This is a genomic window from Deltaproteobacteria bacterium (assembly GCA_019309045.1).
Taxonomy (GTDB): domain Bacteria; phylum Desulfobacterota; class Syntrophobacteria; order BM002; family BM002; genus JAFDGZ01.
This window is the reverse complement of record JAFDGZ010000013.1, coordinates 1-13,844: the sequence shown is the minus strand read 5'-3', so window position 1 is coordinate 13,844 and position 13,844 is coordinate 1. Positions and strand designations below refer to the sequence as shown.

The window sequence follows — 13,844 nt, the reverse complement described above, 5'->3', positions numbered from 1 at the left end:
CTTCATGGAAACAGGTGTCGCTGTTGAGTGCGCCCGGAGAACAGAGCAGTGCCTTGCTGGCAGCCTGTCGCTGCTGACCTGGCCATATCTCGCCTGTCCGGCCCTGCCTGCAGTTGACTCATGATTCTGGGCCGCCTTCCAGGATTTCGCTGGCAAGGGAAATGCTTCGCCGGCCATAATCCTTTATGAGTTTGGCCAGTTCACCCACCTCCGAATCCTGGCGGGCGGTGGCCAGCTTGATGAGCATGGGCAGATTCACTCCAGTGACCACTTCTATGCCCTGCTGATTCAAAAAACTCAGGCTCAAGTTGCTGGGAGTCCCCCCGAACATGTCCGTGAGCACAATCACGCCGTCACCGCTGTTTACCTGGTCGATTGCCTGGTGCATCTGACGGCGCAGGTCGTCTACCGGCACATCGGGCTGTACAGAGAGCCCCACACAGTTGTCGATCTCTCCCACAATGAGTTCAGCAGTGGCAATGAGCTCTTGGGCCAGATCTCGATGCGTCACCACGAGCAGTCCCACCATGAATTATCTCCTTGCTTCAGTAAGTGGCAGATTTTTGCCGTATGCCGGTGTCAGCCGGCTTTGCCAGATACAACCTCCCGAGACAAGCTATAATTCCACCTTCATATCTCGGTGATTGACGTCCACCTTGTAGCCCTCGGCTGCCAGACGCTGTGCCAGCTCCCCGGCGATCACCACAGAACGGTGTTTGCCGCCGGTACAGCCGATGGCAATGGTAAGATAGTTTTTCCCTTCTTCCTGGTAGTGCGGCAGAAGGTAGAAGAGCAGATCGGTGAAGCGCTGCAAGAAAACCTGCGACTTCTCCCTGCTGCAGACGAATTCGATCACTGGCTGTCCGGTGCCGTCGAGATCCCTGAGATCGTCCACAAAGAATGGGTTAGGCAGGAATCTCACGTCCATAACAATGTCTGCTTCAGGCGGCACCCCATATTTGAAGCCAAAAGAGAGCAGGTGGACATGCAAGCCTTCTAGATCTGGACGAAAACTGTACAGCCTTGACACCAGCCGCTTCAACTCGTGCACACTGGTGTTGGAAGTGTCCAGCACCCTGGTAGCCATGCGCTTCAGATCCAGAAGAAGGCGACGCTCGGCCTCTATTCCTTCGAGCACCGTGTCTATGCCAGCCAGGGGATGCCTCCGTCGAGTTTGACTGAAGCGGCGCTGCAGCACCTCGTTCGATGCCTCCAGGAAGAGAATCTCCAGGTGTGCTCCCTTCTGATAGAGTTCGCTGAATATCTGTGGATAGCTCTCGAGAAAACGCCGCTCGCGGATATCCATACCGAGAGCAATATAGCGCAAATCTTCAGAACCCTGCTGGCGCAGGGCCAGAAAATCAGGCAGCAGCAGCACAGGAAGATTGTCCACACAAAAGAAGCCCAGATCCTCGAACGCTTTTATGGCTGTGCTCTTGCCCGAGCCAGAAAGTCCGGTGACAATGACAATCAGTCCTGAATTGCCTGGCTGTCCACCACCTGCCTGTCTCACTGACCACTCCCTCTGCGGCTGTCCCCAACACCGGACACTTCGGAGTGTTGCCCGGCCAGCTCACCACTACGCCGGAATTCTCTGCCCCGCACTCTCATGGCGAGCTCCACCAGCGTCGCCAGATTGGCAGATCTGGCAGGATTCAGGGCCACATATGGTACGCCTACCCCCATGAGATAGAATAACTGCCCCTGTTCTTCGAGAGGATCTCTGTAGGTCTCATTATCCACCAGATCCACTGCCAGGCAGATGGGGGCCTCGGCAGCCACCGCATTTTCCCCGTAGAGCTGGTCTGCTGCGATAATACCAATACCATACACTGCCAATCTATTGCCACCCTCGGGCAGCGGCGACCTGCCCCAGACACTTCCTGGACAGGGACAATATATCTCCACACCATCGTCAGCAACAAGCTGATGCCCCCTGCTGATCAGTTCCAGGGCCACATCCGTCTTGCCGCTGCCGCTGCTGCCCAGAATGACAACTCCCCTGCCCTGCAGCCGCAGCATAACAGCGTGGATCGACACCAACCGACGCCCAGCAGCAAAGAGCCTCTGCGCCAGCCTCGCCGCCACAACCTTCAGGGGTTCGCTGGCGGTGCACACCAGCAGATCTGCAGAAGAACACTCTTGCTGCACCCTTTGCACAGCCCCGCCAGCCGCCTCCAGGAGGACCACAGCCGGCAGCAGGGCGTTGAATCTCGCCAGCAGCGGCTCGGCTGCCCAGAGCTCTTCCAGATCGCTGTCCTCGAGAACAAAAACCAGCCCCCTCTGGGGCATAGGCAACCGCGGCCCCTGCAGGCTGGCCAACCCGTGGAGGTGAGGCGACAGAATGACTGTATCCAGGAGGCGCTCACTTGCTGCCACCGCCAGCCGCACTCCCTCTATACTCACCAGGTCCCTGAAGTTCACAGCCACCCATCCCCTGGCTGTAGAAGCGTTGCCCCAATATATTGGACAGACACCTACCGGCTGCAGGACCTGCCAGCCAATCCTGGCCAGGAATTACAGCAGCAACGGCAGGTCCAGAGCTGCGGCTGGGCAGCGAAGTGTTCCCCGCGCCGATGCCGCATCAATTTATGACAATTATGACAAATATCTGGATCAAGAGGAAGCAGGGGCTGGTCAGAATTCTTTGTCCTCTTCCTGGATGATATGAAAGATCTCCTCGGTAGTGCTGGCATCCATGAGTCGTTTGCGGAAATGGGCACTCTTGAGCAGGCGCGAGATCTTGGCCAGTGCCCGCAGGTGAACCCCGGCTGAGTTCTCAGGCGCCACCAGCAGGAAGAATAAATGGGTCGGTCTGCCGTCCATGGAATCAAAATCTACACCCTGGACACTGCGCCCGAATGACAGCAGCAGTTCATCGAGATCCGAGACTTTTCCGTGCGGGATGGCAATGCCATCGCCGATTCCAGTACTGCCGAGCTTCTCTCTTTCCAGCAGTACCTCCACCAGGGCATCCTTGTCGAGACTCTGCTTGTGGCGCAGGAGCGCCGTTGTCAGTTCTTCCAGCACCTCCTTTTTATTCTGAGCGCGCAGTTCAGGAATGATGCTTTCTTTGTGGAGGATATCCAATATCTTCACTGAGCCTAGCTACCCCGCTATTTGTGGATTCTATTGTCCCAGACCACAACCGTATTCACAACAGCAACTCTTGCCTTGTCCAGCCAGCGCCCTCACATTGCCTGATGCCTGCCCGGGTTGCTAGCTACTCTAAGCATTGGCAGCGGCCAGATAAGGGTCGCACCCCGGAACCGCTTGCTAGACGCTCTACACCACCGGTTCGATGAGACCATAATTGCCGTCTTTACGGCGGTAAAGAACGTTTATATGCTTTGTCCTGCTATTGGTAAAGACCAAAAATTCTCCCTCTGCCAGTTCCATCTGCATGACAGCCTCGTCCAGGTCCATTGGTTTGGCATACACCTGTTCGGTCTTGATGATCTGTGGACCCTGGTCCTCTTCGAATCCCTCCTCTCCACCGGCGGTCAGAGTAAATACCTGGGATCTGGCCCCACCGTCTCCCTTGTGCTGTTTGAGCCTCTCCCTGTATTTCTTGATCTGTGACTCCAGCTTGTCAACAGCCATGTCTATAGCGGAATACATATCCTCGGTTTGCTGGGCGCCCTTTATCCTGATACCGTTGGCATTGATCGTTACCTCAGCAACATGGCGAAACTTTTCCACCGAAAGAACCACATGCGCCTCTATGGGATCTTCGACGTATTTTTTAATGCGGTAAAGCTTCTCTTCAGCATAGTTACGGAGTGTCTCCGATGCATCAATCTTCCTGAAAGTAACTGAAACCTGCATCTGCTCCCTCCCGCTAATCTACCACCTCATAGTGATTGGCTGCCGTTCCCGGCAGAGTTGTCTGAAACAAGACGCCGCCCATTGTCGGGCACTCTTCAGACCACTCAAGTACGTTTCTTGCGCTTGCTCGGCCCCCACACCGGCTGCTTGCGGAGATTTGACGGTAAAATACCAAGCAATTCACGGTACTTGGCCACGGTTCGGCGGGCAATATCAATGTTTTCCCGCCGCAATATTTCCACTATGGCCTTGTCACTGTAAGGCTTGCGTGGATCCTCGTTCTGGACAATCTGTCTTATGCGCTCTTTGACGCTTTCAGAGGCCACGGAGCCGCCCGTGAGACTGCTTATGGAAGAATTGAAAAAGTACTTGAGTTCGAACACCCCCTGGGGGGTATGCATGTATTTGTTGGTGGTTACTCGACTTATGGTGGACTCGTGCATTTCGAGATCTTCAGCCACATCGCGCAGCACCAGTGGCTTGAGGTGGGCAATGCCTTTCTCGAAAAACTCTCGCTGGAACTTCACCAGGCTCTCTGCCACCCGGTAGATGGTGCGCTGCCTCTGATGAATACTTTTTATCAGCCAGGCTGCCGAGCGCAGTTTATTCTGAATATAGTCCCTGGTTGTCTCGGAGACCATGCCGTCCTTGCTCAAAGCGTCGCGATAAAAGGGGTTGACCCTCAGCTTGGGCAAGCCGTCTTCGTTCAGGACAATGACAAAGTCGTCGTCCACCTTGAAGACATAGATGTCAGGGCTGATGTACTGGATCTCTTCCTCGTTGAATGCCTGACCCGGCTTGGGTTCCAGCTGGGTGATGATCTCGATGGCCGCTTGAATCTCTTCGGGACTCCGGCCCGTGGCCTTGACAATGGCCTGGTAGTTCTTGCACTCCAGATTCCGCAGGTGCTCCTTGATGATGGTAACCACCAGGTCATCTTCAAGCTGCAAATTATTGGCCTGGATAAGTAGACACTCTTGCAGATCTCTGGCTGCCACACCCGGAGGGTCGAACTCCTGCTGGATGAACTGCAGGACCTCCTCCACAAAGGGCACGCTGCTGCCGCACATGGCAGCAATCTCTTCCACTTCAGCCTTGAGATAGCCGTCCCTGTCCAGGTTGCCGATAATGAGGTCTCCCACCTCTTTCTGTTCATCATTCAGGCGGGAAAGATGGAGCTGCCAGCGAAGGTGCGCATCCAATGAGGGCTTCTTGGTGAGACGGCTCTCGAGCGCCGGCAATTCTGGGGCGTACTCGTATTCTCTCGAGGTGCGGGGGCTGGTGCTGTATTCCCCCAGATAGGCCTCCCAGTCGAAATCCTCCCTGGGCTTCTCTTCAATAGTGACCTCTGAGACGGGCTCATCCTTCTTGGCCTGCTTGCTTTCATAGGCGGCACTTTCCTGCTCGGGCGGTCCCTCCTGCACCTCTTCTAGAAGTGGATTGCTCTCGAGTTCTTCGGTGATGGTCTCCAACAGTTCCAGGCGTGACAGTTGCAGAAGCTTGATGGCCTGCTGCAATTGCGGCGTCATGATCAATTGCTGTGCCAGTTTGAGCTGCTGTCTCAGTTCGATTGCCATGGCTCCAAAGTTCTCTATAGACTGAATTCGTCACCCAGATAGAAACGTCGGGCAACCGGGCTCGAGGCTATCTGTTCTGCATCACCTTCCTCCAGAATCGTTCCCTGATGCAGGATGTAGGCCCGATCACACACCTTCAAGGTCTCCCTCACATTATGATCCGATATGAGCAAGCCAATGCTCTTGTCTTTCAGCCGAGAAATGACTTTCTGCAGGTCTACCACTGACAGCGGATCAATGCCAGCAAAAGGTTCGTCCATGAGCAAAAAGGTCGGGCAGGTCACCAGAGCCCGGGTAATTTCCACCCGCCGCCGTTCACCTCCGGAGAGGGAATCGCCTCGATTGCGAGCAAGATGCGCCACATTCAACTCATCGAGCAGTTGTTCCAGCCTCTGGTTTCTCTCCTGCCTTGTAAGGTTCATGGTCTCCAGAATGGCCATTAGGTTGTCTCGAACCGTGAGTTTGCGGAATATCGACGGCTCCTGCGGCAGGTAGGTGACACCCCACCGCGCCCTGAGGTACATTGGTTGTCTGGTTATCTCCTGACCATTGAGCAGCACCTTGCCGCTGTCAGGTGCAATCAGGCCCACCATCATGTAGAAAGTGGTGGTCTTGCCGGCACCATTCGGTCCGAGCAGCCCGACAATTTCACCCTGCTGCACCGTCAGGTTGATCCCGTTTACCACCCGGCGGCGGTGAAAACTCTTCACCAGGTCCTGGGCCACCAGGCTATCCTTCATTGTCGCGGCTGCGGCTCTTTTTGCCGCCTGGGCTGCTACCGAAAGTGCCGCTCTTGAGGAGTCTATGTATTGTTGCTTCAACAGGTTTGTTCTCTCCTCCTTCCACAACGGTTCTTTTACTGTCGAGGAAAAGGGTAATGCGTTCTCCCTGAACGAAATCCTTGTCCTGCTGCAAGCGCGGCTCCCCGGTCAGGACGATCTTGTTGCCGCTATGATAATAAACTGCCTGTTCGCCCGTGGCAACACGGTTTCCCTGAGAGATCCTTACATTGCCCTGCACCACGATCCGCTCAACCTGGCCAACGAGCGCTTGCTTGCCTTTTGCTGTCTCGGGCGCTTCATAGTAGATTGTCAGCCGGTCACCCTGGATTGTCAAATCTTTCTCACTGGCAACCACATTACCCGAAAAGATCACCTGCTGCTCTTTCTGCCGGGCCTCCAGGTGGTCACTGGTAATGTGGATCGTGCTCTGCTCTCGGGCTGCGGCCTTGGCAAGAGCAGTACTGCCGGAGCCGGCAAGCACGCCACTCAGGGAAAGTCCTGTGAGCACCAGGGCCAAAACGAGGCGGCAGCAATTTCTCTTCCCTGCGGTGCTCACCTCCACATTTGCTCCCCCGGCGAGACGTCCTCTCGGCCAGTAACTTTACAGAGTCAGCGATGGAGCCTGCATGCGGGCCTCGACCTGGTTCATTATCCTGAGGCTGTGGCTGTCGAGAGCCAATATCATGCCCCTGCCTCTGACGAAAATTCCCTGTCCCTCTATGACTACTGGATCAGGAGTGGTAATAGAGCGCTCCTTGTTGGAATAAAAAAGCCGCTCCGTGGTCAGACGATACTGGTCGCCAACCTTTACTCTCACTTCGCCCTTTATTTCCACATCCCTGGTGTCATTGTGCAGGGTTCCTTCATCACCCCGCAATTCCACCCTGCTGCCGTCCTTCATGTAGAAGACCGCCTGCACGTTGGTGAAGGCCGTCACTTGCTGCTCCTTGTAGTAGCGAGCCTGGGAGGCCTTCAGGGTCCAACTGGCTTTTCCTTCGCTCACATCGGAAAAGTCTAGCTGATCGAGGGTCACATTCGCCTTGTCGTCCGGGGCGGGGTTCGCGGCAAGCAGATCCTCGGGGCTTTTGCCGGTGCCTGACTCCATTGTCACAACTACCACCCCAGCCACAAGGATCATGGCAAGTCCAATAAACCACCGGAAGCTGCGCAGTTGCCGCCACTTTTGCTGCTGCATGCAATCAACCCACTCTCACCAAGAGGATGTCTCCCAGTTTATGCAACTTTCATGCACATGTCTCTCGCTCAACGGGAGATATTTTTCATATATCATGCTGTTGGGAGCCTGTAAAGTCCGATTTCTTCGACAAATAGCTCAATAGGAGAACAATTTCATAAGGTTGACCACCAAGTTCACTTTTATTCTGCTGCCTGTCTAGTTCACGGCGGCGCCGGAGCCTTGCTGCTTCACTGCTGCAGCCAGCAGCAATCACCCCGGAGCGCACCTGCACCGCCAGGCCAGCAAGCCAACCAGCTGACCCTGTGCAGAACCGCCGCTCGCTGCAACGGCAGGCCTCGATTCGTATGTCTAGCCAGGACTTTGCCCAAGGAAGGGAGCTGTGACGCGCTGCCAGAGATCCTGGGCCCTGAGGAGAAGTTCCGCCACTTGACGCACCGCGCCCCGGCCACCAGGGCGGCTCGTCAGCAGATGACAGCACGAGATTACTTCGGGGGCGGCGTTGGCCACTGCCACGGCCAGTCCCACCCTTTTCAGTACGGGCACGTCCACCAGGTCATCTCCCACATAGGCCACCTCTGCCTCGAGCAGTCCGCACCGCTGGAGCATCTCCTCATAGGCGGCAGTCTTGTAGAGGGTGCCCTGGGCCACCAGGCGAATTCCCAATTCCTCTGCCCTGCTGGCCACCACCTCAGAGCGTCTGCCGCTGAGAATGCCCACTTCGATGCCGCCCTCCTGCAGCAGCCTGATGGCCAGGCCGTCATGGGCGTGAAACATCTTGCTCTCCCGACCGTCGTGGTGGATGAAAAGAGTGCCATCTGTGAGCACCCCGTCCACATCGAGCAACAGCAGCCTCACTCTGGCTGCTCTTGCTGCCACCTCCTGCTCACCTACCAGGTACTTCATGGACTATCCTGCCACTTTACTGCCCGATGAATCTTCAACAACACACCCAGAAGGCGCTCCAGTTCGTCGAAGCCAATGGAGTTGGGGCCATCACAGAGTGCACAATCAGGATTCTCATGAATTTCCAGGAAGATGCCGTCCACTCCGGCGGCAACCGCAGCTCGCGCCAGGGTGCCGACAAAACCGCGCTCACCTGAGGAGCACTGCCCGGCGCCGCCGGGAAGCTGGACACTGTGGGTGGCATCGAAGACAACCAGGCCGTATTGCCGCATAATTTGCAGGGAACGCATGTCGACTACCAGATTGTGGTAGCCGAAGGTGGTTCCCCGTTCTGTAAGGATAATCTGCTGATTGCCCCGCGCCTGTATCTTGGCAGCCACATGGGCCATGTCTGTGGCAGAAAGAAATTGGCCCTTCTTGACGTTGACAGGCTTGCCTGTTGCTGCCGCCTCCAGCAGCAGATCCGTCTGCCGACAGAGAAAGGCAGGAATCTGGATAATGTCGAGCACTTCAGCTGCCGCTGCCACCTCCTCTACGCCGTGGACATCTGCAGTCACTGGCAGGCCATACTGCTGCCGAACCTCCTGCAGCACCTGCAAACCTTCCTGCAGACCAGGTCCTCGATAGGAGGTGTGGGAAGTGCGGTTGGCCTTATCGTAAGAACTCTTGAATATTGCTGGCAGCCCATACTCGTCGGCCACCTTCTTTACAGTGGCGGCAGCGGTCAGGGTGGCAGCGGCGCTCTCGATGACGCACGGCCCGGCAATGAAAAACAGATCACCACCGCCTAGAGAACACTGGGGGAGCTGTATGGTGTGCATCTACCGTCTCTTGGGGTCAATTGTCAGGGCCTGCATTTTCAGGCTGCCACCACCTTGTCTTTCTGGAGGGCATTTTCAAAAGACTTTCGTATGAACTCTCTGAAGAGAGGGTGAGGTTTCATGGGCCGGGACTTGAACTCCGGGTGAAACTGGCAGCCGAGAAACCAGGGATGGTCCTCGAGCTCCACGATCTCCACCAACTGTTCGTCCGGCGACAACCCGGTGAAACGCAACCCCTTGGCTGCCAGCACCTCACGGTAGTCGTTGTTGAACTCGTATCTGTGTCGGTGTCTTTCAGAAATCTGCCGGCGGCCATAGGCTCTGAAGGCATTGGAATTCTCAGCGAGAATGCAGGGATAAGCGCCCAGGCGCATGGTGCCCCCCAGGTCAGAGTGCTCGTCTCTGCAGTGGACAACGTCCTTCTGAGGGTCATACCACTTTCTCATGAGATAGATGACGGGCTGGGACGTGTCAGGAGCAAATTCAATGCTGTGCGCCTCTGGCAGAGCTGCCACATTGCGAGAAAACTCCACCACGGCCAGCTGCATGCCCAGGCATATGCCGAAAAAGGGAACCAGATTCTCCCTGGCATATTTGATGGCCCTGATTTTCCCCTCTACACCGCGCGAGCCAAAGCCTCCCGGCACCAGAATGCCGTCTACCTGCGACAGATGCTTTTGCGGATCTTCCTGCTGCAACAGTTCCGAGTCCACATAGTGGAGCTGCACCCTGCATTCGTTCGCCACCCCGCCATGCACCAGCGCTTCGTTAAGACTCTTGTAGGACTCTCGCAGATCAATGTATTTACCCACAATGCCGATGGTCACTTCATGCCTGGGATTCTTCAACCGATGGACGAGATCTTCCCAGCGCTCCAGCCGGGGCGCCCTGGTCCAGATATTGAGGTACTGCACTATCTTGTCATCCAGCCCCTCTTCATGAAACCTGAGGGGAACCTCATAAATGCTCTCCACATCCTGGGCGGTGATCACCGCCTCTGGTTCCACATTGCAGAAATGGGCAATCTTGGCCTTGATTTTCTTGTCCAATGGTATCTCGGTGCGGCAGAGCAGGATGTCAGGCTGGATGCCGATGCCTCGAAGCTCCTTGACGCTGTGCTGGGTGGGTTTGGTTTTCACCTCGCCAGCTGCCTTTATGTAGGGCACCAGGGTGAGATGGATGTAAATGACATTCTCCTTGCCCACATCGCTCTTGAACTGCCTGATCGCTTCCAGAAAAGGCAGCCCCTCAATATCACCAACCGTGCCGCCGATCTCCACAATAGCCACGTCCACCCCGTTGGTGATCTTGAGAATGTTCTGCTTGATTTCGTCAGTGATGTGGGGGATGACTTGCACCGTACCGCCCAGATAGTCTCCCCGTCTTTCTTTAGTGATCACAGAATAATAGATGCTGCCGGAAGTGAAGTTGTTCTTCTTGCCCATCTGGGCAGCGGTATAGCGTTCGTAATGGCCAAGATCCAGGTCAGTCTCGGCACCGTCGTCTGTTACGAACACCTCGCCGTGTTGAAAGGGATTCATGGTCCCTGGATCCACATTGATGTAGGGATCCAGTTTCTGCAGGGTTACCCGAAGGCCGCGGCTTTCCAGCAAAGCACCCATTGCTGCTGAAGCCAGTCCTTTGCCGAGCGAGGAAAGCACACCACCGGTAACAAAAATGAATTTACATTTGCTGGCGTTGGCCATGCTCGTGCCGGAGAAATAGAGAGATAGACAAAGGCCCCGAATTTTCGGGGCTCAAATTGATTTTCAGTATAGCAACTGCAAGGGAAATGTCAAGATACGGCTGCAGCCCGCCAACTTCCCCGGCAAGCCTTTTTCCCTTGCATTTTCGGCACCAATATCCTATAGTCAGCTCACAATTACGACGGAGGTCCATGGAATCACAGCAGAGTTGAACGACCGATTCAACGGTGTTCCATATCCTACCTGCCGAGTTTTCGGACTTTTATCTTCTATTCCACATGAGTGAGTCGACTCGCAGATGATGTGGACATTTTGCCATAGAAAAGGGTGTTACGGATTGGCACTTCAGGCACTGTCTCTATGGGTATCTGTGTTGACTCTCTAGACCGGCAAATGTAGCTATTTTGGACAGGTGTGCCGGACTCGGTCACAGACGTCGAGTCTGTCGTATTCCTTGTTCGCCTGCTTAAAGTATTATGAGGTATTGATTCATGCTGGTATCAAGACGGATGTCAAGAAATCCCGTCACCATTTCTCCGGAAGCTTCGATTCAGGAGGCGATCACCCTCATGAAGACTCACTCGGTCAGACACCTGCCAGTGGTGAACAGGGAGGACACTCTGGTTGGCTGGGTGACTGACGGAGATCTCCGGGGAGTCCTCATACCCTCCATGATCGAAGAATTGAGTATTGGCGATGTAATGATTTCCAACCCCATTACTGTATCAGCCTCTGAAGTCCTCGAAAAGGCGGCACTTCTCATCACTGAACACAAGATCGGCGGCATGCCTGTGCTGGAGGACGGCAAACTCGTTGGCGTCCTCACTGTAGTGGATATACTCAGGGCGTTCATAGACATCATGGGAGTATTGCGCTCGAGCTCGCGCATCGATGTGTTGGTAACGGACTGCCGGGTGGAATTTCAGGAAGTCTCTCGCATAATAAGAGAGCACGACGGCGAAATCATCAGTGTGGGTATTCTCCGCGAGGAGCCCACTGAGAGAATCTACTCGTTTCGTTTGCAGAAATGTGATATCGACCGACTCAAGGAGGCCCTGGAGGCCGAGGGACACAGGGTGGTGTCGGCAACTCCTTAGAAAGGTGCCGCCCACGGAGGGAAACGCCGACTCCGACCATAACGCTGCTGAGATGACAGGTTTTACTAATAGGATTCTGCTGCTCCCGCCAGAATGGAGCGGCTTTGTTGTGGGTCTCATTAACCAGCACGGCTGAGGATGTGTGACAATCGAACCCAGCCAAAATCCCTTGAAAGGAGGTGACTGTTCTGTTGCTGCCCGGGTCCCCAATGTCTCAGGCAGAGTTGAGAGACAGGAGCTGGCCTGGGTGGGTATCATGCTTGCTGGGTAATGCAAATGAATGACATGCGTGTCAAGGGAGGATTATGTTATGGGCAAAATACCAGAGAACTACCTACCGCCAAAAGATATGTGGCCTGAGTACATTGTTCCGGAGGAGTTTGCGGATACTCCAACTGAGCTGAACCTTGCCGATTTTCTCCTCGATCGGCATGTACGAGAAGGAAGGGGTGACAATGTTGCCGTCAAGTTTATGGACAAGTCCATCACCTTTGCCCAGCTGCAGCAGCAGGTGAACAAGTTCGGCAATGCCCTCAAAGAAGTGGGAGTAGAACCCCAAGACAGAGTCGGCATCAGACTGGTGAACTCGCCCCAGGCCATCGTGGCCATCTTCGCCATCAAGAAAATCGGTGCCATTCCCGTGCCCACTTCACCACTCTGGTCAGGCGAAGAAGTTGCCTTTGTGGCAAACAACGCCGAAATGAAGTATTTCATCGTCAACGCGCCCCTCATGGCACCCGTTGAAGACGCCAAGCCGAACTTCGAATACGGCACCAAGGTCATTGTCATCGGCGGCAGTCCGGACGAAGTCAAGTCTGCCGGCAACCTGGTCTTTGAAGAGATGCTCGAAGCCGGCTCTGCAGAACTCGAAGCCACCATGCTCGATGCCGGCGACATCGGCGTCATCCTCTACACCTCGGGAACCACCGGCATGCCCAAAGGATGTGTCCATTTTGTCCGGCCGGCCATTATCGAAGCCAAGATGGTAAACAAGTATGTCTACAAGATGGAGCCCGGCGACGTGCTCGGCGGAGCTGCCCCGGTCTCATTTGCTGCCGGCTTCGGCACCTTCGCTTTGATCCCGTTCGTGGGCGGCGCGGCCATTTCCCTCATTCCGAAATTCTCGCCTCCGGACATGTTGGATCTTATCCAGAAGCACAAGATTACCATTCTCACCGGCCTGCCCACAGCGTACAGGGCTCTGATGAAATTTCCTGACTTCAAGAACTACGATACCAGTTCTGTGCGCCTCTACACTTCGGGAGGCGACGCCCTGGGAGCCGAGACCCTGGAGGCCTGGCAAAAGTTGACCGGCCAGCCCATCTGGGAAGGTCTCGGCGGCACTGAGATGCTCCATCTGGTCACTTCCAACACCATGAACCCGGAGCCGGTTCCCAATTCCATCGGCAAGGCCCTGCCTGGAGTACTGGTGCGGGTGGTCGACGCCGACTGGAACGACTGCAAACCTAATGATATCGGCAGCATGATTCTCAAGGGTCCCTCGGGCAGCCTCTACTGGAAGCCCTATGTGGACAACGAGCGTCTGCTCAACTCACAACGCAAGGGTGTAAAGAACGGCTGGAATCAGATGGGGGACGCAGTTTACATGCGAGAAGACGGCAACATCTTCTTCGTCTCCCGCGAAGACGACATGATAAAGAGCTCTGGCTACCGCATCGGGCCTGCAGAGGTTGAAGAGGCCATCTGCAAGCATCCAGCAGTAGCTGATGCTGGCGTAGTGGGCATCCCGGACCCGGAAAAGGGTCAGATTACCAAAGCCTTTGTGGTGCTCAAGCCAGGCCACGAGGGAAGCGATGCCTTCTTTGAAGAGCTCAAAGAGTTCTTGAAGCAGCACATTGCCATCTACAAGCTGCCTCGAGCAATTGAATACGTCGAATCTCTGCCGAGGACGCCGACCGGCAAGTTGCTGCG

14 protein-coding genes are annotated in these 13,844 nt (G+C 55.3%); 2 read left to right on the top strand and 12 right to left on the bottom strand.

The annotated features are described in order from the left end of the window. Positions 1-118: 118 nt before the first annotated feature. The 12 genes from JRI89_04580 to JRI89_04525 form a co-directional block, all read right to left on the bottom strand. Positions 119-529, bottom strand: a complete 411-nt coding sequence (locus JRI89_04580) for a PTS sugar transporter subunit IIA (protein MBW2070512.1) — start codon at positions 527-529, stop codon at positions 119-121. An 87-nt stretch (positions 530-616) separates the two neighbouring features. Continuing rightward, entirely contained in the window at positions 617-1,474 is an 858-nt protein-coding gene (gene rapZ, locus JRI89_04575; protein MBW2070511.1) for an RNase adapter RapZ, read from the bottom strand. A gap of 35 nt (positions 1,475-1,509) precedes the next feature. After that, entirely contained in the window at positions 1,510-2,424 is a 915-nt protein-coding gene (locus JRI89_04570) for a hypothetical protein (protein MBW2070510.1), read from the bottom strand. 213 nt (positions 2,425-2,637) lie between these two features. After that, positions 2,638-3,099 (bottom strand): PTS sugar transporter subunit IIA, encoded by a 462-nt coding sequence (locus JRI89_04565; GenBank protein ID MBW2070509.1) that lies wholly within the window; start codon positions 3,097-3,099, stop codon positions 2,638-2,640. A gap of 186 nt (positions 3,100-3,285) precedes the next feature. Next, positions 3,286-3,828 carry a ribosome-associated translation inhibitor RaiA gene (raiA, locus tag JRI89_04560; GenBank protein ID MBW2070508.1) on the bottom strand — a complete coding sequence of 181 codons (543 nt, stop codon included), beginning with the start codon at positions 3,826-3,828 and terminating at the stop codon, positions 3,286-3,288. Between the two features lie 104 nt (positions 3,829-3,932). After that, positions 3,933-5,405 carry an RNA polymerase factor sigma-54 gene (rpoN, locus tag JRI89_04555; protein MBW2070507.1) on the bottom strand — a complete coding sequence of 491 codons (1,473 nt, stop codon included), beginning with the start codon at positions 5,403-5,405 and terminating at the stop codon, positions 3,933-3,935. Between the two features lie 14 nt (positions 5,406-5,419). Continuing rightward, positions 5,420-6,145: an LPS export ABC transporter ATP-binding protein gene (gene lptB / locus JRI89_04550; GenBank protein MBW2070506.1), complete on the bottom strand. Its 726-nt coding sequence runs from the start codon at positions 6,143-6,145 to the stop codon at positions 5,420-5,422. Further along, positions 6,135-6,749 carry a lipopolysaccharide transport periplasmic protein LptA gene (lptA, locus tag JRI89_04545; GenBank protein MBW2070505.1) on the bottom strand — a complete coding sequence of 205 codons (615 nt, stop codon included), beginning with the start codon at positions 6,747-6,749 and terminating at the stop codon, positions 6,135-6,137. Before lptA ends, lptB begins: the two co-directional genes overlap by 11 nt. Positions 6,750-6,788: 39 nt before the next feature. Then, entirely contained in the window at positions 6,789-7,382 is a 594-nt protein-coding gene (gene lptC, locus JRI89_04540) for an LPS export ABC transporter periplasmic protein LptC (protein MBW2070504.1), read from the bottom strand. Between the two features lie 351 nt (positions 7,383-7,733). Continuing rightward, entirely contained in the window at positions 7,734-8,288 is a 555-nt protein-coding gene (locus JRI89_04535) for an HAD-IIIA family hydrolase (GenBank protein ID MBW2070503.1), read from the bottom strand. After that, positions 8,285-9,109 carry a 3-deoxy-8-phosphooctulonate synthase gene (kdsA, locus tag JRI89_04530; protein ID MBW2070502.1) on the bottom strand — a complete coding sequence of 275 codons (825 nt, stop codon included), beginning with the start codon at positions 9,107-9,109 and terminating at the stop codon, positions 8,285-8,287. The genes JRI89_04535 and kdsA overlap by 4 nt, the downstream gene beginning before the upstream one ends. 38 nt (positions 9,110-9,147) lie before the next feature. Beyond that, positions 9,148-10,815 (bottom strand): CTP synthase, encoded by a 1,668-nt coding sequence (locus JRI89_04525; protein MBW2070501.1) that lies wholly within the window; start codon positions 10,813-10,815, stop codon positions 9,148-9,150. A 491-nt stretch (positions 10,816-11,306) separates the two neighbouring features. On the opposite strand from JRI89_04525, the gene JRI89_04520 reads away from it, so the two are divergent. Both JRI89_04520 and JRI89_04515 read left to right on the top strand, forming a co-directional pair. Then, positions 11,307-11,912, top strand: coding sequence for a CBS domain-containing protein (locus tag JRI89_04520; protein MBW2070500.1), 606 nt, complete (start codon positions 11,307-11,309; stop codon positions 11,910-11,912). 310 nt (positions 11,913-12,222) lie between these two features. Further along, a partial coding sequence (locus tag JRI89_04515) for an acyl-CoA synthetase (protein MBW2070499.1) occupies positions 12,223-13,844 on the top strand: 1,622 nt, incomplete at its 3' end.